The 25,070-nt window shown below is 37.7% G+C and carries 20 protein-coding genes; 9 read left to right on the top strand and 11 right to left on the bottom strand.

The window, feature by feature from the left end:
- The first annotated feature begins 79 nt into the window (after positions 1–79).
- The 4 genes from IQ247_RS14095 to IQ247_RS14110 all read left to right on the top strand — a co-directional run bounded on the left by IQ247_RS14095 (position 80) and on the right by IQ247_RS14110 (position 3,376).
- The gene (locus IQ247_RS14095) at positions 80–640 is read left to right on the top strand and encodes a hypothetical protein (RefSeq protein ID WP_193920948.1); all 561 of its coding nucleotides are present in this window, start codon (positions 80–82) and stop codon (positions 638–640) included.
- Positions 637–2,130, top strand: coding sequence for a hypothetical protein (locus tag IQ247_RS14100; RefSeq protein WP_193920950.1), 1,494 nt, complete (start codon positions 637–639; stop codon positions 2,128–2,130). Before IQ247_RS14095 ends, IQ247_RS14100 begins: the two co-directional genes overlap by 4 nt.
- Positions 2,131–2,132: 2 nt before the next feature.
- Positions 2,133–2,309 carry a hypothetical protein gene (locus IQ247_RS14105; RefSeq protein ID WP_193920952.1) on the top strand — a complete coding sequence of 59 codons (177 nt, stop codon included), beginning with the start codon at positions 2,133–2,135 and terminating at the stop codon, positions 2,307–2,309.
- Positions 2,310–2,467: 158 nt separating this feature from the next.
- On the top strand, positions 2,468–3,376 hold the full coding sequence (locus IQ247_RS14110; RefSeq protein WP_193920954.1) for a DUF4351 domain-containing protein: 909 nt from the start codon (positions 2,468–2,470) through the stop codon (positions 3,374–3,376).
- A 68-nt stretch (positions 3,377–3,444) separates the two neighbouring features.
- Here the strand turns inward: IQ247_RS14110 and IQ247_RS14115 are convergent, their stop codons facing one another.
- The gene (locus IQ247_RS14115; protein ID WP_193920956.1) at positions 3,445–3,612 is read right to left on the bottom strand and encodes a hypothetical protein; all 168 of its coding nucleotides are present in this window, start codon (positions 3,610–3,612) and stop codon (positions 3,445–3,447) included.
- A gap of 401 nt (positions 3,613–4,013) precedes the next feature.
- Between IQ247_RS14115 and IQ247_RS14120 the strand changes: the two genes are divergently transcribed.
- From IQ247_RS14120 to IQ247_RS14130, 3 genes are all read left to right on the top strand, one after another.
- On the top strand, positions 4,014–4,574 hold the full coding sequence (locus IQ247_RS14120) for a putative endonuclease domain-containing protein (RefSeq protein WP_193920958.1): 561 nt from the start codon (positions 4,014–4,016) through the stop codon (positions 4,572–4,574).
- Positions 4,575–4,579: 5 nt separating this feature from the next.
- Positions 4,580–5,257, top strand: coding sequence for a hypothetical protein (locus tag IQ247_RS14125; protein WP_228059739.1), 678 nt, complete (start codon positions 4,580–4,582; stop codon positions 5,255–5,257).
- Positions 5,258–5,372: 115 nt separating this feature from the next.
- The gene (locus IQ247_RS14130; protein ID WP_322745502.1) at positions 5,373–6,350 is read left to right on the top strand and encodes a tyrosine-type recombinase/integrase; all 978 of its coding nucleotides are present in this window, start codon (positions 5,373–5,375) and stop codon (positions 6,348–6,350) included.
- A gap of 388 nt (positions 6,351–6,738) precedes the next feature.
- On the opposite strand, the gene IQ247_RS14135 is transcribed toward IQ247_RS14130, so the two are convergent.
- From IQ247_RS14135 to IQ247_RS14180, 9 genes are all read right to left on the bottom strand, one after another.
- The gene (locus tag IQ247_RS14135) at positions 6,739–7,209 is read right to left on the bottom strand and encodes a hypothetical protein (RefSeq protein WP_193920960.1); all 471 of its coding nucleotides are present in this window, start codon (positions 7,207–7,209) and stop codon (positions 6,739–6,741) included.
- Positions 7,209–7,934, bottom strand: a complete 726-nt coding sequence (locus IQ247_RS14140) for a ParA family protein (RefSeq protein ID WP_193920962.1) — start codon at positions 7,932–7,934, stop codon at positions 7,209–7,211. The genes IQ247_RS14135 and IQ247_RS14140 overlap by 1 nt, the downstream gene beginning before the upstream one ends.
- A 237-nt stretch (positions 7,935–8,171) precedes the next feature.
- A complete protein-coding gene (locus tag IQ247_RS14145) occupies positions 8,172–9,671 on the bottom strand; it encodes a beta-barrel domain-containing protein (protein WP_193920963.1) in 1,500 nt (499 codons plus the stop codon).
- A 199-nt stretch (positions 9,672–9,870) separates the two neighbouring features.
- Positions 9,871–12,057, bottom strand: a complete 2,187-nt coding sequence (locus IQ247_RS14150; protein WP_193920965.1) for a peptidase domain-containing ABC transporter — start codon at positions 12,055–12,057, stop codon at positions 9,871–9,873.
- Between the two features lie 144 nt (positions 12,058–12,201).
- Positions 12,202–13,044: a PEP-CTERM sorting domain-containing protein gene (locus tag IQ247_RS14155; protein WP_193920967.1), complete on the bottom strand. Its 843-nt coding sequence runs from the start codon at positions 13,042–13,044 to the stop codon at positions 12,202–12,204.
- Positions 13,045–13,345: 301 nt separating this feature from the next.
- Positions 13,346–13,858 carry a hypothetical protein gene (locus IQ247_RS14160; protein ID WP_193920969.1) on the bottom strand — a complete coding sequence of 171 codons (513 nt, stop codon included), beginning with the start codon at positions 13,856–13,858 and terminating at the stop codon, positions 13,346–13,348.
- 245 nt (positions 13,859–14,103) lie between these two features.
- Positions 14,104–14,481, bottom strand: coding sequence for a hypothetical protein (locus IQ247_RS14165; RefSeq protein WP_193920971.1), 378 nt, complete (start codon positions 14,479–14,481; stop codon positions 14,104–14,106).
- A gap of 186 nt (positions 14,482–14,667) precedes the next feature.
- Positions 14,668–15,567: a helix-turn-helix domain-containing protein gene (locus IQ247_RS14170; protein WP_193920972.1), complete on the bottom strand. Its 900-nt coding sequence runs from the start codon at positions 15,565–15,567 to the stop codon at positions 14,668–14,670.
- A 1,678-nt stretch (positions 15,568–17,245) separates the two neighbouring features.
- Positions 17,246–18,535, bottom strand: coding sequence for an AAA-like domain-containing protein (locus IQ247_RS14180; protein WP_193920974.1), 1,290 nt, complete (start codon positions 18,533–18,535; stop codon positions 17,246–17,248).
- 182 nt (positions 18,536–18,717) lie between these two features.
- On the opposite strand from IQ247_RS14180, the gene IQ247_RS14185 reads away from it, so the two are divergent.
- Both IQ247_RS14185 and IQ247_RS14190 read left to right on the top strand, forming a co-directional pair.
- Positions 18,718–19,731, top strand: coding sequence for a tetratricopeptide repeat protein (locus IQ247_RS14185; protein WP_193920975.1), 1,014 nt, complete (start codon positions 18,718–18,720; stop codon positions 19,729–19,731).
- A 77-nt stretch (positions 19,732–19,808) separates the two neighbouring features.
- Positions 19,809–23,537 carry an eIF2A-related protein gene (locus IQ247_RS14190; RefSeq protein ID WP_193920976.1) on the top strand — a complete coding sequence of 1,243 codons (3,729 nt, stop codon included), beginning with the start codon at positions 19,809–19,811 and terminating at the stop codon, positions 23,535–23,537.
- Between the two features lie 232 nt (positions 23,538–23,769).
- Here IQ247_RS14190 and IQ247_RS14195 read toward each other — a convergent pair whose 3' ends face one another.
- Complete coding sequence (locus IQ247_RS14195) at positions 23,770–24,972, bottom strand: HEAT repeat domain-containing protein (protein WP_193920977.1); 1,203 nt, start codon at positions 24,970–24,972, stop codon at positions 23,770–23,772.
- Positions 24,973–25,070: the final 98 nt, after the last annotated feature.

A 25,070-nucleotide genomic window follows, 5' to 3' on the forward strand; every position in this document is an offset into this window, starting at 1 on the left:
ATAACAATACTACCATTTATTTATCTTTCTTACTTTTTAACTTATCCAACTTCTAACTCCCCCCAATATTCATCAACATATGATTGAGCAATTTGACGAATTAGAAGAACAAGAACATTCAGAAACTACACCAGATACCCAATTACCCAAAGACTTAATAGAACATTTGGAAGAACGTAAAAAACACAGAAAGCAAGTCATTCAAACAACGGAACTAGTACAGAAATATTTCATAAGTTGGTCGTTAAGTGCTAGCGGATTTTTCCTAGCAAGACTACTTTTATTAATCAACGGTGGTGCATCTCTGTGGCTTGCAGCAGGATTGTGTTTTTCTATTTGCTCTATTAGTTCAATAGTTGGTTTATCTGGATTTAGAGCTAATTATAACGACGGATTTGAGGTTGAAGGAATGGAAAAACCAGTAAAAACAATTGGTGGGTTTGTAATAGCTGCTGGAAGTACTTGGTTAGCTATCAAAGACTATCAATACTTCCAGCAAATGACTACAGATAGCGCATATCAAATCAGCGCCGATATTCAGACTATTTATCAAGAAAGACCTTGGTTAGACCCTTGGCTATCAATTGGTATTGCAGCAGGAATAGTACTTGGTTCGTTATTTATTATTAGTAGGAGATGAGTAGAAATACAGTTGAACTATCAGCAATCATCATATCAGCAGTAGTCGGCTTAACCGGCTTCTGCTTTTCTCATTCACGCCAACCTTATCGACTAGCACAAATACAATTTTGCCCGCAAACTGCTAACAAAAAAGAGAACATTTTAGCGGATAAAAATAAAGCTAAAAAACTACGATATTATGATTTAGAAAAAGCACAAAATAAACTAGATAGTAAATACTGCCATCAACCCAGATATGTTCTGGCAGAAGAGTGGGATAAATACAACAGCTATGGCTCAGTTATTCCATACATGGGTAACACAATTAGCTTAGTAAAAATAATCCCTAGAGATAATCCTTATCAAGTATACGGTAACATTGCAACTACATTGGGACTTTGGGGAATTAGTTTTACTTTACTAATTAGAGTTAATCGATTAAAAAGAACCGACTACCAATTAGGAGAAGAAGAGAAAAGTACGGCTTATTTTAATTGGCAACAACACAGACGTAAACGAGATATCAAACAACATTCCAACCAATTGCATACAGATATTTTAAAAGACGGCTTAACCCAAGAAGATTTACAGCAAAGAAAAGAATTAGGGCTAACCGATGATGAAAACGAAGCTATTAAAAATCAACTTCAATCTTATGATTATCTCAAAGCCAGAGCCGTAAAACATTCCGACATGGACAAACAAATTGCATCCAATCTACTGGATAAACATAAAGCAGAAAAAGAAATAGATAAATTACAAAATAAAAAATTATCTCATACAAATACGAATCAATCCAGTGACAAACAACTGGTTAACTCCCTTATAGAAGCCCTCAAATCCCATGAAGACGGTTGGCTGTATGACCTTATTAAAAACGCTAAACCCCTGTGGCTGATTGGTTCTCAGGGTAGCGGTAAAACTAATACCGCAGGTGCAATATCATTAATTAGAAAATACTGCTTTGATGCACCAATTTACCAACTGATTGATAGACACGCTACCGGAGAAAACTGGGAAGTATGGAAACTACTTGATGCTACATTAAAAGCCGAATCAGAAGAAGAAATCGGACAGTCTTTAGAAGATGCTACTGATAGATGGTTACAACGAATCAAAGAAAAACCATCTACCAAACAACAAATAATTATTGATGAATTTACCAACCTGAAGAAAATTGATAGCTGTAAAGAAGCAGCAATGAAATTCTTCTCAATGCACCTTACAGATACTCGTAAAGCCAAAGAATACTTTATTGGTGTTAACCACTATTTTACTAATGAAAGCACGGTAGAAGGAACATTTGAAGCCAGAAAATCAGGCACAATTCAACTTAAAAAGTTTTCAGCCAACGGAGAAACACCATTATCTAGAGTGCAAATTGTACATGGCTTAGTCGATGAGAATGGAAACGAATTGGAAGAAGTGGAAAGAACATTACCCAATTGGTTAGAAGCGAATAAGATTTATGGGCATTTCAATGGTAATCCGATTAACTTTGAAGGCTAAATATGAACAAAATACTAATTTTAAATGATTTTAATTATTTACCTGCTTACATATTACTCAAATGGGGAATATCAATGCCTTATTATGACTTAATCGAAATACTTAAAACCATCGATAGTTGGATTATTACCAATAAACAGCAACTTTTGAATGACTTATTAATCTTGATTGACACTTAACACCGCGACAAAAACAAGGATTCTGGGAACACATATTTATTACGTCTTTAGAAGAATAAATTTCTAAAATTATAATCAAAATGTGGAATTTTTATTTACACAAAATGATAGAATAATATTGCTCAAATCAAATGAAAACTATAACCAAAACTCATTAAATGACTCGATTTATTCATGACGAATTCGCTAAGGACTATTTAGAAGAATTACTCAAAAACTATGGAACAGTAGAACCTGATAAAAAAGTGTCAGGGGAGAAAAAAGAAATAGATATTTTATTTACTCCTTCAGCACAACAAACCTATGATTTACAACTAATAGGAGTTCTAGGAAGATTTGCAGAATATCCAGCAATATTGGAACCATTTCGTAATGCTGCTCCAGCCGATGAAATCTGTGATTGCATTATCAAAGTATTAGAAGTAAAAGCTAAAATGAGGCGGGAAGCTAAAGCAAATAATACAAAATTGCAAGAAGAGAAAATACCCAAATTGTGGGTTTTGACTCCCACAGCATCTGAGACAGTATTATCTGGATTTAACATCAAACAAAAAGAGGGATGGTTGCCCGGAGTATACTTTTTAGGTGACAATTTACGCAGCGCAATTGTAGCAATACACCAATTGCCTAAAACTACAGAAACATTGTGGTTGAGGCTTTTGGGTAGGGGTAGAGTGCAAGAACAAGCAATACTTGAGTTACAAGATTTACCGCCATCAAACCCTTTTCAACAAGCAACGTTAAAATTAGTTTATAACCTGCGAGAAAACTTAAGAGCAAATCAAAATTTAGATTTATATGATAGGGAGTTAATTGTGAGATTAGAACCACTTTATCAAGAAGACCGGGAACGAGCCAAGCAAGAAGGGAGAGAAGAAGGAATAATTGATGGAGAAAAACGTCTGGTTATACGTCAGCTAAATCGCCGTCTTGGAGAAATTAATTCATCATTAATTGACCGAATTAATGGTTTATCTATTGAAAGATTGGAAACGTTGGGAGAAGCATTGTTAGATTTTACTTCTGTTGCTGATTTAGAATCTTGGTTAAATCAACAAGAAGCATAAATAACTTTTTATTAATTAAATTTTTATTAAGTCGGGGTAATATCTCCGACTTTTATTTTGAATTTTGATTAATTGTCATCAATGAGTGGAAATTTCTCTGCGAGATTCTGTCCCCAAAAATACTGACACCAAAACTCAGCTATTTCTAACAGCATATTTGCAGATTCCAGAATTAAACCCGTACCATATTTAGGTTTATATAGTTCCGTGTACTCCCCAGCTTTCTTTATAAGCATAGAACCGGAAAATTCCGGTCAGTCCAGCAAGGAACGCTCAAACTTGTTTACAACCTGCGGGAAAATTTGAGAATTAACCAAGAATTACATGAAATCGTGCTTAAACTTACACCAATTAAAAAAACCTCGCGTATTATTGTTGTAACAAAAGTGATATCAATGCAGGGAAGGTTGTGAATTCCATAGATAATTCCCGATCTTTATATGGGCGGAATGGTTCTCGACCGCACAATGAGTGTCCGATGCCTCTTTCCCCCGAAATTCTTGCGAACACTCTCGCAGAGCTTGCAGATGCACGGGGATTCGATGTGGTTGCGCTCTCGTTACGTACCCGTGAAGTTCGTATTACTCTCGAAGAGTACGATAACTGGGACGGTGGGATATGGACGTGGTTAATTAGGGTGCCTTTGTCACCGGGTGATTGGGCTGCGTTTGGTGGAAAGGAAGAACGAAATATAGTTGTTCGGGAACTTACTGAACTCGCCAACACTATTGTGGTAAGTGATGCCCATGTTTTCACAGTTCGGTTTGGAGTGATAGCAGTTTCACCCTCCACGGGTATAACCAACCAAGGTCGAGCGCATTCTGCTAATCCAGCGGCTATTGAACATGACGGATTCCTATTTAGGTCTCAGCCAGAGGTATTATTGTTCGTTGCACTTCGTGATACAGGACTGCCTGTAATGCCACTGCCCGTCGTAGCATCTAAGGAACCACGCTTTAAGCGAATAGAACCCGATTTTATTATCATTCGCCGAGGCGTGACATTCGTTGTAGAAGTAGACGGCGATCACTGGCATCCAGAATCGCCAGCCGCAGCACAGGAGCGCTTACGTCACTTGGAGGACGAGGGAGTGAGAATCATTCGCGTATCGGCTGAGAACTGCAACTCAACTGCAAAAGCTAAGGAGGCAGCAAAAAATATCTTATTGAGAATCGAACGAATATTAGAGAGCCGCTAAAGCTATTGCTTATTATCATCTACCCAACCCCTGACACTCCCAATCAATCATCCATCCAGATAGCTTATGTTTTATTTCCGCTCAACGACTTGGTAAAATTTGCTGATAGCAATTTTGATATCAGCATGAGCGAACCCGCACCCAAAAGCCAAATGCTTCGTGTTCCTACCGCCTTGATTCCAGCAGTCCGCGAATTATCCCGGTTACATCGAGAAGGTCATACAACCGCCATCCTACAAAGTCTTCAAGATGTTATCGCAGAAATTGATAGCAAAAATGATAGCAATTTTATCTCTACAAACATTAATACCAAGCACCTGGAAGAAAAACTCGACCAACTTGAAGCTCAACTCAAAAGCGATCGGCGCAGCCGTGCGGCTGATCACCAATTCCTGCTGCAAAAGTTAGAAAAAATCGAAACGGCAATTCGCACCACCAGAAACAGCCAGAACTCAAGAAGCCGCTCAAATTCTTACAACCCGTTTCAGCAACCAGCCGTATCCTTGGGACCCTTCCCCCATGAAAACTTAGCTCAACGTCTGGGACTAAACCCTGCATCCCTGCTAGCAGAAAGAGAAAAACTCACTCCGAGTGAATTTATCAGTTATACCCGCAACCGGGACCCGCGTTCATTTGGGTGGGAATATCGTAAAGATGGATTGTACCACCCAGTGCCGCAATAATTGCAGCTCCACTGTGCTGTCTTAGCGCCGAGGAAGGAGACGAGAGTAGAACCGGGATGCACCATGCTGCTCTAGAATAAGATTTATCGCTAGAAGTGCAGTTCCACGTATAAAAGTGCATCTAACAACCCAACAGAGCGCCCCCTCTCTTAAGCTTGAATCTGCCGTACCAGCTAATTTGCACCCAGCTTTGGTGTACTTAAATGGGTTGAGCGAAGGTTCTCAATCAACGATGCGTCATGCTCTTAATTCGATTGCGTCCCTATTAACTATTGAGCAGTGTGATGCGTATTCTTTGGATTGGGCTAAGTTACGATATCCCCATACGGCGGCTGTACGCGGGGTTTTGAAAAAAAAGTTTGCACCGGCGACGGCGAAAAAAATGTTGTGTGCTTTGCGGCGTACTTTGAAGGAAGCATACAAGTTGGGGTTGATGGATTTTGAAGATTACGTGCGTGCAACAGATTTGGAATCAATTGATACACCGCCAACTAAAAGAAGGGGTCGCGCTTTAAGTGAAGAGGAAATTGCTGCGTTGATGGATGTTTGTCTTCAGTCCAAGCAGAGTCTTATTGATATAAGGGATGCGGCGTTAATTGCAATTTTACGTGGTGGGGGGTTGAGGCGCAATGAAGTGGTGCGGTTAAAAATAAAAGATTTCTCCTCAAAAACTGGGGCGTTAGAGATACACAAGGGGAAAGGGGGGTCGTATAGAACGGTTTATTTACCCGACGATGCAATAAATTTGGTATCCGATTGGCTTGATGTGAGGGGAAGAAAACCGGGACCGCTATTGTGTCATGTAAGGAAGGGGGGAATTATCGAGCTGCGCCCTTTGTGTGCGGATTCTATATTAAAGATATTAAATCGGCGTGCTGAAAAAGCTGGGGTTGATAATTTTTCTCCTCATGATTTTAGAAGGACGTTTTGCTCCGATTTGTTGGATGCTGGGGTCGATATTGCTACCGTCCAAAAGCTTGCGGGACATTCTTCTCCTGCGGTTACATCTAAGTACGATAGGAGAGAGGATGAAACCTTACGCAAAGCCGTGCAGAAGTTGTCTATTCCTATAAAGCGTCGAAAAAGTAATTGATGGTTTTATCTGAAGTCTGGATACTCGATCGGTTACACGTATAAAGGTATTATATGTTTATACATTAACTACACCGCTAATTCTGCACCTTTCTCTCAATCTCTATAGCTATAAAGCCTTTATGACCTATAACCATTAATAGTATTAAACCTTTGTACTTTCAGTGCATTGATATTGATATGGTATTGAATACATTCCATTAAAAGTTAATGGTATTATACCTTTATAGAATAGGGCAGAGTAGTAAACACTTCCCATCAGAACAGAGGAAGGTATTAGACCTTTAATAAAATCAATTGGGCTTGCACATCCTCCACCCAAGCCTACTCCTGATAACTATTAATAGTATTAGACCATCATGGTATAAAGACATTAACGATTCATACCCTTATATATCCAATAATCGCTTCAAATCCTCCACATTCCTCACCTCGCTCCAATCAATGTTACCAGCTTGCAGCAGTTCTATCGCCACCCCGATTAGGTGTTGCGGGTAAACTCTATCCCCTGGGGGGACTGGTTCCGTATTGTTATCCCTAACGGTTCTGGCGGTGTCGGTTAACCATTCGTGCTGAGTGCGAGATATTTTGATGTTGACGGTGACGGGTTTTTCTTTAACTGGTGGTGTAGGTTGTTCTTTGGTAGTTGGAGCGTTTGTACTATTGGAATGTTCCGCAGTTGTGGAAGTTGGGGATGTATTTAATGTGGTTTTAGGGGAGCGTGTTGCTGGTTTTTGTTGACGACGGGTTACTGGGCTTGGTTTTGTTTCTTGTGTGGTTTCTGGTTGTTGTTCCGTTTCCGGTGTGTTTTTGATTCCAGAAAAGGAGCTTAGTTTGCCAAGCATCTTTTTTTTAGTCATTATTTCTTCTCCCAATATTTAATACATTCTTTAGCTAGCGATTTGTAAGCCTTAGCACCACTGGACTTGGGGGCGTATTCAGTTACTGGTTGTTGCTGGGCTATGGATTCGGCAACGGCGATGTTATCCGGTATGGTGGTCAAAAGCAGACGGTAATTAAGTTCTGCTGCTGCTTCTACGAGTAATTCATCCGCTTCTTTGGTAAGAACTAGTCGGGGTTTGTAGCGAGTTCTTACTACATCTATTTCTATGTCTTCCCTTTCTCCCCGAATTAATTCCACTGCTTCCGATAATCCTTTGAGGGAAGCGGGTTCTAGGGTGGTAGGAATGAGTATTCTATCGCTGGCGAGGATTGCTTGTACCGATGCGGGGGATAGCCCTGGGGGACAGTCCATTAGCACGATATCAAATTCTTGCAATTTTGATAATGCTGGGGTGAATAAGTCGGAGTCCGGGTTGAGTTGGAACATCCCGATATCTCCGGGGATGAGAGATAGGTTTTTTACGGAAGTGGCGGTGGGGGTAATATTGCCCGCTTTGTTGAGCCAGTCGAGGGCGGTTGGTTGCGTACCGTCTAGTCCCAAGGCAAAGGAAAGCGTTCTTTGTCCGTCGGTGTCTACCAGGAGGATTTGGCGTTTGGAACTAGCCAAGGATGCGCCCAGGTTAAGGGTTGTGGCACTTTTGCCAGTGCCGCCTTTGAAATTGAAAACGCTGATTGTCAGCATATGTTTATGGGTAGAAGCGTTAATTAGTATATAGTATATAGGTTTAATGGTTAGTTGTGATTATGGTTTAATACTATAAAGGTCTAATACCTTTTGATATTCAATGTAAGTATACTTAAATTTCAAGCTTTTAGCAGGCACACGGTATGACGGTTCGGTTGCGACTCACACGGTATAGCAACGAGATTCAGTAATATTTTTAGATGCGCTCTTACGTGTGTCTATTGTTAGTGAGACTTACAGGTCTGTAATCAACCTTGCTTTTCTAAGAAAGAATTGCAGTACAGTTTCTTCATGAGTAATAATATCAGCTCTACCATCCATACCCAATTGAATTTGACATTTCTTTTGAGTGCGACCTAAAGCAAGCTTTTCTGGCTCAATCGTCACCTCGTAGAAAGCACCAGGCGCAGTTATTGAAGTAGCATTTGTTTCATTAGAGGCATCATTCCGAGTAGAAACAGTTGTATCTGGAGCAATAGTTTTGACTTTACCGTTGAGAGTACCGTAATCTGGATAAGGACAAGCTCCAACGCGCATTTGCACCTTTTGACCGACTTTTATCTTATCTTTACTTTCCGAACTTACCGCTGCTTTAATTACCTTGGGAGCTTTCTCAGGCACAATAATAACAACTTCCTCACCAGCACGTACAGTTTGACCGGGATTTCTCAAATTTAGTTTGGAAATAATACCGTCATCTGTAGCGGTAATAGTAGTTTGATTCAGGTCAAATTCTATCTGTTTGAGTTCGCTTTCCTCGCGCTCTAATTGTTTTTCAATTTCAATTCTTTGTTGGATGAGTGCAAGACGTTCTTTTTCTACATTTGCTTTGTTGGCTTCCCCCGCTGCTTTTTCTTGAGCAATGCGTTCGCTTGCAATTGCTACCTCTGTATCAGTTGGGTTAAGAGCTGCTTTAGCGCCATCTCGTCGAGCAATAGCTGCTCCAACTGCTTGCTTTAACCGCTCAATTGTTTGTTTTTGCGCCTTAACTACTGCTTCTTGCGCTTGCACAGCTTGTTCTTGTTGATTCACAGCTAGCTGTGCTTCTTCCATTTGATTTTTAGAAAGCGCTCCTTTTTTGGCGACACCTTCATAACGATTGCTTTTTGTTCTGGCTGCTCCCAAGGAAGCGACCGTAGCATTAAAATTTGCTAGTTCTGATTGTAACTGTGCTTGTCCTACGTGCAATTCTTCTTGTGCTATTTTAACGTTGGCATTTGCTTCTTGTAGTTCGGTGACGGTAGTAATTTTTTTGTCTTGATAAGCGCGCTCTCGACCGCTTAATTCAGCTTTGGCTGAGGCGATAGTACGGTTAATGCGGTCGGTTTCTGCTCTAATCTGAGTATTGAGGGCATTAATTTGGGCGTTGATTTGCATTCCTTGCAACTTGGCTTGCCCGATGTTGCTTTGCATCTGGCTTTTTTTAGTTTGTAGACGGGAATCGTCGATAGTGGCAATTCTATCTCCTTTTTTTACCGCTTGATTTTCTTTAACGTAAATCTGCGTTACTTGTCCTTCTGTGGCGGCTTGGACAATTCGTAATTCACCCGCCGGACGAACAACAGCCTGTCCTTGGACAGTCACCTTATATTTAACAACAGCAGCCACGGGAACAGCTAGTCCCAAGACAAAAAGAATAAACATTCCGCCAAAAGTCGTCCAAGGACTAATTGGTGGGAGAAATTCGTTTTCTTTCGCCTCCGGGAGGAATTTTGGGTTAGAGTTACTAAGCATATGTTGATGGGGAGAGGGGGAGACAAGGGGACAAGGGTATGGAGAGACATTGTTAAAGTAAGTAGCGAGTAACGAGTAGCGAATAGGAAGTTTACCCAAAACTGTATGACAATAAGAAGAATTTGCTATTTAATTATTACCCTCTACTCATCACTCCTAACTCCTAATTCCAATGCCCAATTCCCTTTCGGACTAATTACTAATAACTAGCATAAGAATTGAAACCGTTCTGAGGTGGGAGAAAATCGTCTAAGAAATCTAAATGCTCGCCTTTGATTTGACGCAATTCTTCCGGTTTTCCTTGAATTTTTAAACGTCCATTTTCAAGCAGCACAATCCAATCAGCCCGTTGAATAACTTTAGGACGGTGGCTAATCATAATTGTGGTTTTATCTTGACGATAGTAAAGTAGTTTATCTAATACTTGGGCTTCACTTACCGGATCGAGAGCGCCTGTAGATTCATCTAAAATTAGTATGGGTGGCTCGGTCACAATCGCTCTGGCTATGGCTAATCTTTGTTTTTGACCGCCGGAGAGGTTAGCACCAAATTCACCTAAAATAGTTTGATATTTATCTGGTAGTTTGCTGATAAATTCATCTGCACCAGCAATTTGACAAGCTTTAACTATATCTTCAAAACTAATATTGGGATAACTAAAGTGGAAGTTTTCAATAATTGAACGACTCCAGAAGTGGGGTTCTTGGGGAACTAACACTACCTGTTGTCGCAAACATTCTAAAGATAAATCTTGTTGGTTGTATACACCATAGCGGATATTACCAGATTGAACTTTGTATAAACCAGCCATTAGTTTAGCAAGAGTGCTTTTACCGCAGCCAGATTTACCTATTAAAGCAGTAACTTTACTACCTGGAATATTTACGGAAAAATCTGCTAATAAATCAACTCTACCGGCGTGGTGGAAATTAATGTTAGTACAAATAATATCTTTATGACGAGAAATTTCTGCCCAAGGCTTTTTAAAATCATTTTCATCTTCTGGGGTGGTATCAATAACTTCATTCAAACGTTGGATAACAACTTTAGCAATTACAAACTCATCAATTAACCCAATAGCAGTACTCAGGAATCCGAGAAAGTTACCACTCATGCCATAAAAAGCCAGCAGTTGTCCAATAGATAAAGTATTACCAATTACTAGAAAACTACCTAACCACAGCACGCCAATACTAGTTAAACTTGAAAAAATACCAGTAATTGTACTGCTATAAAGCTCCAGCTTCATAGTTTTCCATCCTACGTTGGCAATCCGACCGTAATTCGCTTGATATTCTTGCCATGCTTGGGGTGTGGCTTGAGTAGTTTTTAATACTTGAACGCCGCGAAAAGTCTCTACAAGAAAACCTTGATTCTCCGTACCTAAAACAATTTGTTTGCGGCTTTGCTGATGCATTGCTGGGAGGAAAAGCAGGTTAATAACTGCAACCAAGATAAAAGCAACAATAGAAGCTAATGTAAGTTGCCAGCTGTAAAACAGCATGAAGCTCAAGGAAACTATGGCGATAAAAAATTGACTGGGTAAACCAAGAACTATCTGGGAAACTAGTCGGTTAACTGCACCAATATCAGCAATCCGGCTGACTACTTCCCCACTGCGACGACCTTCAAAATATGATAGGGGTAAGTGCAACAGTTTGCGCCCATATTCAAAGATTAACCCTAATTGCAAGCGCTGACCAAAGTGACCAATTAAGTGAGCCTGTACTAAGCCAATGACGCTTTGAATTAAGTTTAATGTAATTACCCCAATTGCTACGGTGGTTAACAATTGAGTATCTCCCCGCACCAGTACATCATCGGTGAGGAGTTGCATCATAAATGGAGATGTTAAGGAAAGTAATCCCACTGCAAAGTTAATTGCGATCGCTTGAGCAAGAATAAACCGATAGGGCAAAACCCTGACCAGAAAGCGTCTTATACCTTCTACTTTATCTTCTGGTTGCTCGTGAAAGCGGATGTCGTCTGGCACCAAGAGCAACATAACACCGTTAAGCCAACTACCAATTAACTCCTCTTCGCTGAGATAGCGGATACCTACACCAGGGTCGGAAATTACATATTTTTTACGTTTTTTTGCGTATAAAACTACCCAGTGGTTGCCTTTCCAATGAATAATCGCTGGTAAAGGAGCGTTGTGCAATTTCTTCAAAAACTCACTGCTAGCTCTGACACAATGAGCATTGAATCCTAGAACTTCTGCACCCCGGCTCAAACCCAACAAAGAGGTTCCCCGCGAACCTGTTCCTACTGCTTCCCGCACCCGATGTATGGCAAAGTTGCGTCCGTGATGTTTAGCAACAGTCGCAATACAAGCTGCACCACAATCTTCTTCACTGTGTTGTCGAACAACTTGGTATTTCATATATTTTTAACAGCGTTCTGATGCTCCCCTGATATCATTCAACTTCGGATTAAACTAGAAATAATCTAATCTTGTGCTTGCTCCCGCATATACTCAGATGCAAGCAAGATAAATTAAGGATTTTCTTGTCTGTAAAATCTTCATTTACTTTCTTGCAGTGCATTGCCCAACGATATCAGCATTTTGTTGCCTTTTGCGCTTGAGTACTGAACAGCCACCTATTACACCAAATGCCAATAAACTCAAAAATGAACTTGGTTCGGGGACGGATTTAACATAGCGGACATCATCAATACCCACAGTGTAATTTGATATAGCAAAAAAGCCTCCAACTAATTCAACGTTTGTATAACGTTGCTGCACTGTAACAGAAGAAATAGGCTTGTCAGGGTTTGTGAATCCGAAGAATTGAGCGCTTGATAAAGCAAATGGCGAGACTCCCACAAGCGGAATACTTTGACTGGTTCCATCGTTGAATAGAAAGCTGGCTTGAATTCCTGGAGTTTGATCCAATGCTGTAATATTCGCTCCGAATGCTTGGATCGGGTTAGCGAAGGAAAAGTTAGCAGTAGCTACCGTCTCGGCATTAAGAGGGACGAATTCTGTTTCAAATCTTAAGAAGTTAGCTCCCCCTTCTGTTGTATTGAAGCCCAAATCGGGTATTGTTGTGTCGTTTGTAATCCCTTCATTGAAGTTACTAACATTTGAAAGTGTTAGTGTAACATCTGGTGCTACTTCGAGGGTACTAAAATCTCCCAGCGGCAAATTCTCAAAATTGATTAAATTAATTCCACCTAATGTAGATGCAGCATTGTCAAATTGAGCAGCAGCATTTGAATTCGGCAGAGGGCTACCTAGTCCATCATTAGAATCCCGGTCTTGGAACAAAGTTATAGCGAGAGCAGCACTACCAGCTATTTCCATAGCAATAAATACTGCTGAGGCGATCAGCATCGATAACATTTTAATAACAGTTGAATTAGTCATGAAACTCATGAATAGATCGTTGTTGATCGCATATGCAATAATTTCCTCCTAGATATTTTTCTCTTATTTCTTATCTCTGGAGAGGATTTTATTGCTTTTACGACTCCTTTTTGACTGGTAAGCGTATAACTAGCAACTTAAATTATTAGTCCGTCGGGGAATTTGATTACCCGTCTAGTAGCATAAGTCCATTTTAAATTAGACAGGACTTACGCAACAATACGTAATTTCGTCATTGCGACCGTAGGGAAGCAATCGCAAAGCCTTACTTTTCATAACGAGTGCGTAAGTCATATTAGAGTTAACGCATTGCATCGTATATGTTTGTTAGTTCACCACTGCGAACCCTCTCGGCTCGTTCTTGGAGTTTTTTCGCTTCGTCTTCATTGCCGCGACTTCTAAAAAAGATGACATTATCTTCCAAGTAACTTGCTAGCTTTCCTCGGTTTTCTGCAAAATTAATCTTATCTACGTTTTGAAGACCGTTTTCGGCTGCTTGAATTAATTCCTGTTTCTTGCTTTCGGGTATGTCCTCCATCTTCGCTACTCTTGACTTTGCTAACGTAAACGCTCGCACCGCTTCTTCCCTTTTTAGAGCACGGTATCCATTAGCTATTAACTGATAATAACTTGCGTTTTTCTCGTTCATTTCCGGCATCTTTTCCGTCTCTATTAGTCCCTCTTCTTCAGAACTTGATTGAGGCTGCTGTGCAATCACAACATTTGACGCAGAAGTTGTTCTCTGCGCCCAAAGAGGTAAGAAAGTTACCAATGCTGAAAAACTAACGATTCCTATTGATAATAAATTTTTCATTTACAATTTCCAAAAAAACTATACCAAACTCCAGTGTGGAATTTTAAAGATTATACCCAACCTTCTTGTTAGATAAAGAAGGTTAGGATAAGGAAGGCTCAAGAATCATAAACACAACTTGCTAATTATTAATCCTCAATGGTATTGCACTAAAGCAATATTTCATTTTAATGTATTTATAAACACAAATATTTAAGGCTTTGTATTTATAAAGAGGAATTTTTTATAATTAGCAACTTGAGTGATTAAGGAATTGACCCCCGTAGTCCTTCGTACTCAACCTGATCAAATCCGTCAAAAAACAATGCTTGTGCTCTAAGTCTTCGTCCTGTTGTTCCTGGAGGATTTGGCGCAAAGTATTTGCCATTAGATTGTACCGTCATTTCGCCAAGCCTGAATCTCCCAGAACTGCCGTCTGAAAATACTGTTACAGGACTGCGATTTGTAGCCGTACTGGTTCTTACTTCTTGGACGAATCCAGGTGCCGTATTCCCACCGAATGGATTGTTATAAGGGACGAGTGTAGCCCGTGCACCTCTTCTACCACCCACAACTTGAGTGAGAGCGTCTTTTTCATTCGATAAATCGACAACACCGAGTTTTTCTAATTCTAAAGTAGGCATTTGCATTTTCCCTGGTTTCTACAAAACAACAGTTAAAGCAGTGGATACAATCCACATTCCTCGCTTCACAAAGCGTTGTAAAAGAAGTTTCCAACGCTCTGAAAATAGCTTAGTCCTTCTCCCCTTCTTTGTCTTTGCACAAAAACGCGAAAACTATCAAATTCTCACTCAATTTCACTTGCCAAGCTACAACATCTGTCTGTAAGTATAGGGAGTTGTTGACATATGCTGACGAAAAACTTTTGTCAAATGACTATGGCTATTGAAACCAGTATGCTGGGCAATCTCTTCAATAGTTAAATTCGTATTAGCTAACAATCTTCTTGCTTCTGATAATCGGTACTTAATCAGGTATTGGTGGGGAGTTAATCCAGTTGACTGCTTAAATTGGCTTCCAAAGTAAGAAGGACTCATATGTACTAATTCAGCTAACTCAGCCAAGCCGAAATCTTGCTCTAGATGACAAGTAATGTAGTCCATTACTTGCTTCAATTTTCGCTTTGGCAGTCCATCTGTATACTTTTTAATAGGCTGCTTTCTTGTAGAGTAGTGTTGTAACATATGAACTGCAAGTAAGTGTGCGGCACGGTCAGCATAAAGCCGACTAACAGATTCATTATTATTAGTTTCAAGTTCTGACTTTAGCTGTAACCCAATTTGATGTATCAGTGAATCTGGTTGTGCAAAATGCGGGATAATTTCGATATTACTTGAAGGATTAAATTCAGAAGCAGTACGAGCAATTAATGCAGGTTCAATAATTATAAGAATAAATTCAATATTTTCGTGCCATGATGCTTTGTGAAGTACATTAGCAGGGCTTATAACAATATCGCCTTTTTTTACATATTCAGTTTGAAAACGTCCGTCAAGTTGGCGTTCAAAAACTCTGGTATAACTATTATTAAAAATAACAATTATATTTTGTATTGGTTTGCATTCAGGAACTTCATGAGCAGAATGTTGATGATACTCAAGATTAATATTATTCCATCCTGCTCCCCAACTTGAAATAATTGGCGTGTCAGAAAAAATTCGTAAACTAGAATTTTTCTGACTGTAATCCAAAATTAAATCTTTTTCCATTGGAAAACTTTTTGTTACTTCGCATTAGAAGAGATGCTGAAATTTTCAATCAAGTTAGTAATACATTTAAAAGATTTTGTTGTCACATATGATTCATTCCCTCATATCTTGCACATAACTGAATAAAACCTTAAAGGACAAATACAGACTGCAAAGGTGTAACAATAGATGCAAGGAGATAAGTAATTAATAGAACTAAAATAAATCGTAATATCACATAGTTAGTAGATGTGGTATCACGTTTTACGTCATGCCACAGTGTGATCGCTTTCATCCTCAGTAGTAAAGTTTTCTGCTTTAGAGGCTCAAAACATGAAAAATAGGGCGTAAAATATATTTCCGTTTATCCCTTTTCTGTCACTCTCCAGATTAAGGAAGTAAGAAACTAGCCAGATTACCCAGAGAATAAAATGGTTGACATTATGGAGTGCATTAATTAATTGTTTCCCTTCTTTTTCTTGAGGTCATCCTTGAATATTTCTACTCATTTCGACCAACGAATCACAGCCGTGTCTTCAGACCGAAGAGAGGTCAAAACAATAAATTTGCAGTAAAGCAAAGATTGCTTTGACCTTCAAAACAATTAGGTAATATGGGCAAGGCAAGCCTCGCCCACTATTAATTTGAAAGTAGAGAAGGTTACTAAAGCTATGAAAAAAGCTTGAGCATTTTTATCATCCCTAATTACTAATCCCTAAAACTTAAGTATTAATTCATTAGTTCAATGTGCCAGAACTTAATTGCGCTTTATGGACGAGATGCTATTGTTATATATGCTACTGAGGTTGCCTGCACCAGTCAGGCGAAGAGATCCGCCGCCCGAAGGACCATACCACTCGCTGCTAGTAAAATTCGTCCCAGAATACGCGTTCCATGAACCAGACAGAACATTATAGGATGAAGCACGATTGTTGAAAGACCCTAAAGTTGAATAACTGCCGTCTTGGCGGTAAAAAGACTCTCCAGTGTAACTGGTTCCGTCATATAGAATTATCTGTCCACCAGAACAGGCGGCAGCACTTTCATGCGAAATGTCTTGCACACCAATAACTTCCTGGAAAGATGGGGACTTTTTGTTGATATTAGACATTGTTTTTCCTCTGAGTGATAAGGTCGTAATAACTTTTAGCGGTTATTTGAATCACCGCAATTTCAAAATATTAGTTAAACCCTTAGATAAACAATCCAATTTTTTTAGTTATCCTCTGTCTAAATTCTTTAGATTTTAATTAGGTGCTAGACTACTTTCACTAAATAAATAATTTTTATAATCATGAAAATAATTGCTTATATACTCCTATCAAATATAGGTATAAGGAATGCTATTTTAAAAGAATATCTTTAAAAGTAGGTTGCGTGTTAAATTCTAGAAAAGGTTGAATTTAGATTCATCTTGCTCAAAAAGAAAGCAATAAGTATCTAGAAATAGAAATGTTGTTTTGTTTTTGGTCAGATTTGATAAGCAATTGATTGTCTCTTTCTTGTAAGAGAATGTTTGTAAAATCAAAAAAAGCTTCAGTAATAATATCCTGTCAGTAGATAAAAAGGCGCTACTCGTTACTAGAAAATGTCTAAATCATACCCAACTGGTTTGACAGGTAAACAAAGCGAAGAAGAGAATTAGCGCTCGTCTAATACGGTTAGTTTGTATTTGGGTTGATGCTGGATACTTAATTTTTCACACATGAATTCGTAAATACTGACGATATAAATTACAGCGTGGGAATACATTATCCCCTTGCAATTTAATTAATCCGATACTTTGTAATTTAAATTTAGTTACTATTGATAATGCAGGGTTACTGTTATTAACTATATCTTTCATAGCCTCAGCTAATTCCGGTTGTTGAGTTAGAATTAAACTTTGACGGCGTAAATGTTCTGCGAAAATACTTTTCGGACTTGTAGCGTTTTCTAGTATTTTAGTTAAACTCACATTTCCACTAGCTATATGATAGAAAGCAAGACGTATTAAGAATGGATGCCCACCCACCAGCGTCATTAATTTGTCAACTTCGGTATCATTCCAATTAAGTTGATGTCTTTGAGCTAAATCTAAAATTTGTTTACTATTAAATTCAGGTAATTCTATAGCAAGTCCTACATTAAATGGTGATTGATTGATATCAAGAGGCACGTAAACTTCTGTAGAATGTACAATTACCAATCGCAGCTTTTTCCAAATCTCTCGACGTTTACCTTCTTCGTGTAAAGCCCGCAGCAGTCCAAAAAAATCTCGATAAATTTCTGGGTATTCAAAAACTTTATCAACTTCATCTAAACCGAGCGTTAGTGGTTTATTAATTGTTGGTAATAGATATTCTTCAAAGTAGGCTTTACAAGCCATACTGCTACCGACAATTGACGCTAAATCCCAATATTCATCAATTTTATTGGGAATATTTAAAGCTAAACCAACACTGGCACAAAACCAACGTAAAAACTTATCTGAATTGACAAAAATTTGCTGTGCTGCAAGTTGAAAATCTAACGTTACGGTACTATCTCCTTGAGATGCTGACTTATTAATAATTCTTGTTAAAAGTGAAGTTTTACCCATTTGTCTAGGAGCTTTGATTCTAATTAAAGCACCGGGTTGATGAATTTGTTCGTAACATCTTTCTTCAATTGGGGTTCTTTTAATATAAAATGGCGAATCTAACGGTACTTGTCCGGAAGGATGTTCTAGAGATGGGAATGAAGATATTTTATTTAATATTGGTGCTACGGATGATGTTCCAGTTTCTACTGTTAAATCGGCAATATCTTGCCATTCCAGCCCTAAAGCAAGACAAATTTCTCTAAAATTCAAATAATCTACAGGTCTACCATTAAGAAAACTGCTGATAGTAGATTGAGATATTTGTAAATACTCAGCTAAATCTGTTTGACGAATATAGCCATTACGTGGTAAGGAAGACTTTACCTGCGATATAAATTCAGAACGTACTTTAACTGAGCGTGGCATTTTTGATATTGTAACTGCTAGATTTATTTATTTGGCAGAATTTTAAAAATATTCAATCTCGTTACAAAATCGATACGTACTCGATATACTCCCATGTAAACTCAGATATTGTTGGGGTTAAATGAGATTAGTAGGAATCACTAGTCCTAATTCTACTAAAAACTATTCTAAATTACATAATTATGAAATTTCCATTCTCTATACCTTCCGTATTAACTCATACATCATCTATCTTGCTGCTGAGTTTTTCCCTACCATTAATTACACCAATCCTAGCTTCTAATAATCCTGATGAATGCAGAACTCCTAAACCACCACAACTTAATACAGTAGATGACTTCATAAGCATGGGACTCTTTCAGATGGAGTGCGAAAAAGACTCCCAAGCTGCAATTTCTTCTTACACGCAAGCAATTCAACTGAATCCTCAAGTTGTAGCTCCCTACTATCAACGTGCAAATGCTTACTTTAAAATTGGGAATTACAAAGCCGCAGTTAAGGATTATACCGAAGTAATTAATAAAAATGCAGGTAGATCGGGTTCAGGTGACGTTGCATATTGGAACAGAGCTAGGGCTTATGAAAAATTAGGTGAAAAACAAAAAGCAATTTCAGATTTGACTGAATACATTCGTGATAGTGGTTCCTCTGCTGGGGCTGAGACTTATTTTTACAGAGCTAATTTGTATCGGGATTTGGGAGATAAAAATAATGCTATTCAAGATTACAAAGCAGCGGATAAAATCTTGCGGGAAGATTTCAATATGGTTTTTGCGATTAGTGGTATAGATCCCATGTATCAAGAAATGATAGATAAAGTTAGAACTGAATTATCACAACTAGGGGTATCAGTTCCAGAGCCGGATCTTGCCACTGCTAAGATTTTAAAATCAATTGCAGAAATAGAAGTCGAGCGAGCATTAAATTTAGCAAAATTCAAACTTCAAAACCCATTAATCAGGAAATTTGACGCTCAACTTCAGGACTTATATAAACAACTTGAAAACACACAAGCACAGCCACTTGAAGGAATAGAAAAAGGCATAATATCAAATACTGCTCGTATAAAAATCGAACGTTTGAAAGTAGCGCGATCGCAACTTACAACAAAATATAATCCAACGCATCCAGAAATAGTTTTAATTAATAGTCAGATAAAGCAGTTAGAAGCTTTGATTAGTCGTAATCGGATGTAATTGTTCGTAGTAAGGGCTGTCTTCCCTTCCGGAGAGGACTAAAGTCCTTACTATAAACTTAAAATAAATATCACATCATGAACAACAATTTTTCCTACAAAGTTGGTGGAAGTCTCACAGAAGATGCTCCTAGTTATGTAGTGAGACAAGCAGATTTTGACCTTTACAAAGAATTAAAAGCAGGCAACTTTTGCTATATTTTTAATTCTCGACAAATGGGTAAAACCAGCTTACAAGTTCGCGCCATCAAAGGATTGCAAGCTGAAGGAATCGCTTGTACAACAATTGATATTTCTGGACGTGGTAGTAAAGATATAAATCCAGAACAATGGTATGCAGGAATTGTTTACACTTTGGTAGCTAATTTTGGTATAGCTAATCCCAGCGAGTTTATTAGAACATCTTGGAAGAAAAATTCCGAACTATCTCCCTTACAGCGTTTGGATATATTTATTGAAGAAATATTATTAGAAAAAATCAAATCTAAAATAGTTATCTTTATTGATGAAATCGATAGTATTTTAAGTTTAAATTTTCCCTGCGATGACTTTTTCTCTTGGATTAGAAGCTGCTATGAGAAACGTAATCTTAATAAAGAGTTTAATCGGCTTACTTTTGTACTTTTAGGAGTTGCAACACCAAGCGATTTAATCGCTGATAAAGTTAGAACACCTTTTAATATTGGTAGTGCGATTCAAGTTAATGGTTTTCAAATAGATGAGATTACACCTTTAGCAGCAGGATTGAAAGAAATTGAAAATCCCCAAGCTGTTTTACAAGAAGTTTTAGATTGGACTGGAGGACAACCATTACTTACACAGAAATTATGCGATTTATTAGCAAGTTTTCCGCAATTAACAAGTCATGATGTAGAAAATATTGTTAGACAAGAAATAATTGAAAATTGGGAATCCCAAGATGAACCACCGCACTTAAAAACAATCAAAGATAGAATTTTGAGGAGCAAGCATAATACAGGTGCATTGCTTGGTTTGTATCAGAAAATTTTACAATTAGGACGAATACCTGCCGAAGATAGTCCAGAACAAATAGAGTTACGTTTATCTGGATTAGTCGTAGAACAGCAGGGATATTTAAGAGTTTATAACCGCATTTATGCAAGTGTTTTTGATTTGAATTGGGTAGAAAAAGCACTTATGAATTTAAGACCATATTCGGAAGCATTATCAGCTTGGGTTGCTGCAAACTGTCAAGATGATTCTAGATTGTTGCGTGGTAAAGCATTGAAAGACGCGAATATTTGGGCTGTGGATAAAAGTTTAAGCAAGCAAGATTATCAGTTTTTAAATGCTAGTCAGGAATTAGAAAAACAAGAAATAGCTACCGCTTTATCTCTTCAAGAAGAAGAAAGTCGTATATTAGCACAAGCTAACGATACCTTAACTACTGCTCAATATAAAGCTAAACGACAAACTCGTATTGGTGGTGCTGTTTTGATTTGTTCAGTTATTGGAGCCACGATTGCTTTTATAGGAGCAAATCATCAATTACAAGAAGCTCAAGAAGGTACGAAATTAGAACGAGCGGGAGTTACAGCATTAAAACAGTTTGAAACCAAACAAATCGAATCTTTAGTAACAGCAATGGATGCGGGACAAAGGTTGAAAAAACTAGTGAAAGATGGACGTTCTCTAGAAAATTATCCCGCTACCAGTCCGCTGTTTGCTTTGCAAACAATAACCAATAATATCCGTGAAGTAAAGCAGTTTGTTGCTCATGAAGGTAATATTACAACTGTGAACTGGAGCGATGATGGAAAGTATCTTATTACTGGCTCCGATGATAAAACCGCTCGGATTTGGGATTTGTCAGGTAAACTGATAGTTCCACTAAAAGGACATCAAGGAGGAGTATATAATGCTGAATTTAATCCGGATGGTAGGCATATTCTCACCTCTTCTGATGATAAAACAGTTCGTATCTGGGATTTTGCTGGCAAACAATTAGCAATAATTAAATATCAAGAATGGGTAAATAGTGCTAGTTTTAGCCCTGATGGAACACGTATAATTACTACATCTCAAAAACCACAATTTGAGGTTAGTGGCTCTGATGAAAAAATAGTTCGTATTTGGGATTTATCCGGTAATTTATTGTTGCAACTTAAAGATACAGTTAATACTGCCAGTTTTAGCCCAGATGGTAAATATATTTTGACTACTTCTAATGATAAAACAGCCAAAATTTGGGATACATCGGGTAAACTAGTGCGAACATTTGCGGGACATTCAAAAGCTGTCAGCAGCGCTTACTGGAGTCCCAATGGAAAGTATATTTTAACTAACTCTAATGACTCCTATGTTTGGGATATTTCAGGTAAACAAATTGCACGATTTCAAGTAGATGACGATACGGAAACTGGAGATGCTGGTTTTAGTCCCGATAGTCAGCGTATCTTTGTATCAAAATATGGCAAAACTTACGTTTGGGATTTATCCGGTAGGCTAATTAGAGAAATAAAAAATCAGAAAGAATTGAATAGCAATGCAGAATTTAGTCCTGATGGTAATCAATTTTTTACAACCGACGACACCATAAAAGTATGGGATATAAGAGATGGTGCTGCAAAAGCATGGGATTTATCTGCTGATTTAATCGCCGAATTAATAGGAAATCAAAGTAGTCCCCGTTGGAGTCTAGATGGTAAATATATTGTTACTTATGGATTTGATAAAAAAGTTCGTATCTGGAATTTATTCGAAAAAATCCCAGTAGTTACAACAACTATTAAATCAAAAGATAAAATTAATGGAGCAAGTTGGAGTCCGGATGGTAAATATGTTGTTACCCCAACTTGGAAATCTGTATTAATTTGGGATAAATATGGTAAGCAGTTAGCAAGATTTCAAGGACATTCAGGTATAGTTAGTAGTGCTAATTTTAGTCCAGATAGCAAAAAAATAGTTACAACATCAACCGATAAAACTGCTCGTGTTTGGGATAGATCGGGAAAACAGTTACTATTACTTTCCGGACACGAAAAAGCATTAGAATATGCTGCTTTTAGTCCAGATGGCAAGTATATTTTAACTACAACTGATGAGAAAGAAACTAAAATTTGGTCAGATTCAGGTAAGTTAATCTCTACATTCAAAGCCAGAGGTATGATCTGGAGTCCTAATAGTAAATATATTATTGCCAAATTTGATTATGACGGCAAAAATTATTCTAGTTTGTGGAATATTTCGGGTAAAAAAATAGTAGAGTTTCCAGCAAGTGAAAAAAGCTTTTTTGGTGCTAGCTTTAGTCCAGATGGAAAGCGCATTATTACCACTGATGGCACGATATCAAGCATTTGGAATACATCGGGTCAAAAGTTATCAGAATTTAAAGTAAATCAAGACATTTACAACCCTAGTTTTAGTCCAGATGGAAAACGAATTATTGCTATTTCCACAGACAATATGGCAATTATTTGGGATACGAATGGTAAACAACTAGTTGAAATACCCCATCAAACTCCGGTTATGTATGCTAAATTTAGCCCGGATGGTAAGCGTATCCTCACAGCTTCAAATGACAAAAAATTTCATATTTGGGATACTTCAGGTAAGCAGCTTGCAGAGTACAAGTATTCATCTACATTTGTAACCGAAGCAAATTTCAGCCCGGATGGTAAATACATTCTCGCGCACGTTCAAGGTAATCAACCTCAAGGAAATGAGGTGCTAATTTGGTCTATTGACGAATTAAACAGGTTATTAACAAAAGGATGCGAGAAGTTAAAAGATTATCTTGATAGTAATCCTCGTGTAAGGGAAAGATTAAAGGTTTGTCGGGGTTAAATCCTTATTTTTTTGACGCTCTACCCGGCTTCTAGCCGGGAGATTCAGGCGAGACTGTGCCAAAACGGGAAAATTGTACGCTAAGGAATTAACGCAACTCCCAAAAACCTCTTGACGCAAAGCTTTCAAGCATTCAAATTTTTATCTTTTTGGTTCTCAATGATGGACGCAAGTTATCAAAACTGCTAGCTGACTTCAAATGGAGCGGGTAATTTATATAAGCGAGAGCAATTTAAAAAGGAATTAAATTTTCAACCTCTGGAAACTTTAAAATTATCTTTAAAAGAGCTTCTCTTGTCGCCTGTCTAACTTCTTTATTTTCATCTTGCAATGCTTCAATTAAAGGTTCTGCTGCGCCCAGTGCTTTAATTTCTCCTAATGCCCAAGCAGCTTCGCTACGAATGAAAGCATCATCATAGCTTAAAGCTTGAGTAAGTGTATTTACTGATTTCAGCATAAATAGTATAAAAATAGTTGCTATTTTTATACTTTGTTCGCGTCTCTTTTGGTCAATTTGTTTGATACTTTGTCCGTTATAAACTTCTTCTTCTATTGATAAATGAAATCTCTGAGAAGATGATATTAATGGTTCTTTAATTTTCCAATATTCTTTCAACAGATTGGAATAAGAAAATTCTTTTGGTATCTTTTTAACTCCCTCTCCAAGTATTCTTGTGATTTTTTCTTTAATATTTTTATCTTCAGTATTCAGTTTTATTTGTTGAAGAATCTGGATTAAAGGTTCTTGAGTGGTAGGGTCTATAAAATTAATATTATTTGTAAATAATTGATTAATAAAATTAAAATTAGTAATTTGAATAATTTTATTCAAGGTAGATTCAGATAACTTTGATGAATTATATTGATACCAAATATTTTTCCTTGTTTCTTCATTTACTTTCCAATCATCCCTATTATCTTGATAATATGCTTTTTCATAGGAGTTTGCTATAGTCAAAACCATATTGGTTAAATTAGTGTAATAATAAGTGTAATAATATTCATCTATTCTTACTGAAAAACCATCAACAAAGGAAACCATTTCGACCCATTTGGTTTCTCCTTTTTCATCAAATACTATATAACCTCCAGAATCATATTCATAACAAGGCAATATATTTAGAGCATAAAAAGGAGTATCAAGTTCATATTCATAAGGCGATGGCTGCTTTTCTATAGATAAATTTTGTAGAGGCTCAAATCCCCATATATCAAATAAACTAGCAAATTCATAAATCGAGCAATGACCGTCTGCAAACCCATTTCTCCACTGATATAGTTCATAGATTTCAGTTGGTAGTGGAATCTGCCAATCTTTAGTTATCTTTTCTATTTCATTTATTGTAAGACCTGGGTTTAAATTAGCTGTTACAGAAGGATAAATTTTCTTCCGTATTTCTAAAATACGTTCTAAAGCTTGTGTTAATTGCGACATATAAATATTTAATTTAGAGCATTAATTAATTCCGAATTCATTAACTTATAGTTTTTTGTATAAATAGGGGAGTATGAATATTGAGGGTAATATTCCTC

The sequence above is a fragment of the Plectonema cf. radiosum LEGE 06105 genome, assembly GCF_015207665.1.
Taxonomy (GTDB): Bacteria; Cyanobacteriota; Cyanobacteriia; order Cyanobacteriales; family Nostocaceae; genus Rivularia; species Rivularia radiosa_A.

Excerpts from the sequence above, each read along its gene's own strand:
- IQ247_RS14140 (WP_193920962.1), bottom strand. The coding sequence starts at position 7,934 with ATGCTGACAATCAGCGTTTTCAATTTCAAAGGCGGCACTGGCAAAAGT.
- IQ247_RS14190 (WP_193920976.1), top strand. The coding sequence starts at position 19,809 with ATGAACAACAATTTTTCCTACAAAGTTGGTGGAAGTCTCACAGAAGAT.
- IQ247_RS14155 (WP_193920967.1), bottom strand. The coding sequence starts at position 13,044 with ATGACTAATTCAACTGTTATTAAAATGTTATCGATGCTGATCGCCTCA.
- IQ247_RS14160 (WP_193920969.1), bottom strand. The coding sequence starts at position 13,858 with ATGAAAAATTTATTATCAATAGGAATCGTTAGTTTTTCAGCATTGGTA.
- IQ247_RS14170 (WP_193920972.1), bottom strand. The coding sequence starts at position 15,567 with ATGGAAAAAGATTTAATTTTGGATTACAGTCAGAAAAATTCTAGTTTA.
- IQ247_RS14100 (WP_193920950.1), top strand. The coding sequence starts at position 637 with ATGAGTAGAAATACAGTTGAACTATCAGCAATCATCATATCAGCAGTA.
- IQ247_RS14135 (WP_193920960.1), bottom strand. The coding sequence starts at position 7,209 with ATGACTAAAAAAAAGATGCTTGGCAAACTAAGCTCCTTTTCTGGAATC.
- IQ247_RS14145 (WP_193920963.1), bottom strand. The coding sequence starts at position 9,671 with ATGCTTAGTAACTCTAACCCAAAATTCCTCCCGGAGGCGAAAGAAAAC.
- IQ247_RS14115 (WP_193920956.1), bottom strand. The coding sequence starts at position 3,612 with ATGCTTATAAAGAAAGCTGGGGAGTACACGGAACTATATAAACCTAAA.
- IQ247_RS14105 (WP_193920952.1), top strand. The coding sequence starts at position 2,133 with ATGAACAAAATACTAATTTTAAATGATTTTAATTATTTACCTGCTTAC.
- IQ247_RS14095 (WP_193920948.1), top strand. The coding sequence starts at position 80 with ATGATTGAGCAATTTGACGAATTAGAAGAACAAGAACATTCAGAAACT.
- IQ247_RS14185 (WP_193920975.1), top strand. The coding sequence starts at position 18,718 with ATGAAATTTCCATTCTCTATACCTTCCGTATTAACTCATACATCATCT.
- IQ247_RS14180 (WP_193920974.1), bottom strand. The coding sequence starts at position 18,535 with ATGCCACGCTCAGTTAAAGTACGTTCTGAATTTATATCGCAGGTAAAG.
- IQ247_RS14165 (WP_193920971.1), bottom strand. The coding sequence starts at position 14,481 with ATGCCTACTTTAGAATTAGAAAAACTCGGTGTTGTCGATTTATCGAAT.
- IQ247_RS14110 (WP_193920954.1), top strand. The coding sequence starts at position 2,468 with ATGACTCGATTTATTCATGACGAATTCGCTAAGGACTATTTAGAAGAA.
- IQ247_RS14150 (WP_193920965.1), bottom strand. The coding sequence starts at position 12,057 with ATGAAATACCAAGTTGTTCGACAACACAGTGAAGAAGATTGTGGTGCA.
- IQ247_RS14195 (WP_193920977.1), bottom strand. The coding sequence starts at position 24,972 with ATGTCGCAATTAACACAAGCTTTAGAACGTATTTTAGAAATACGGAAG.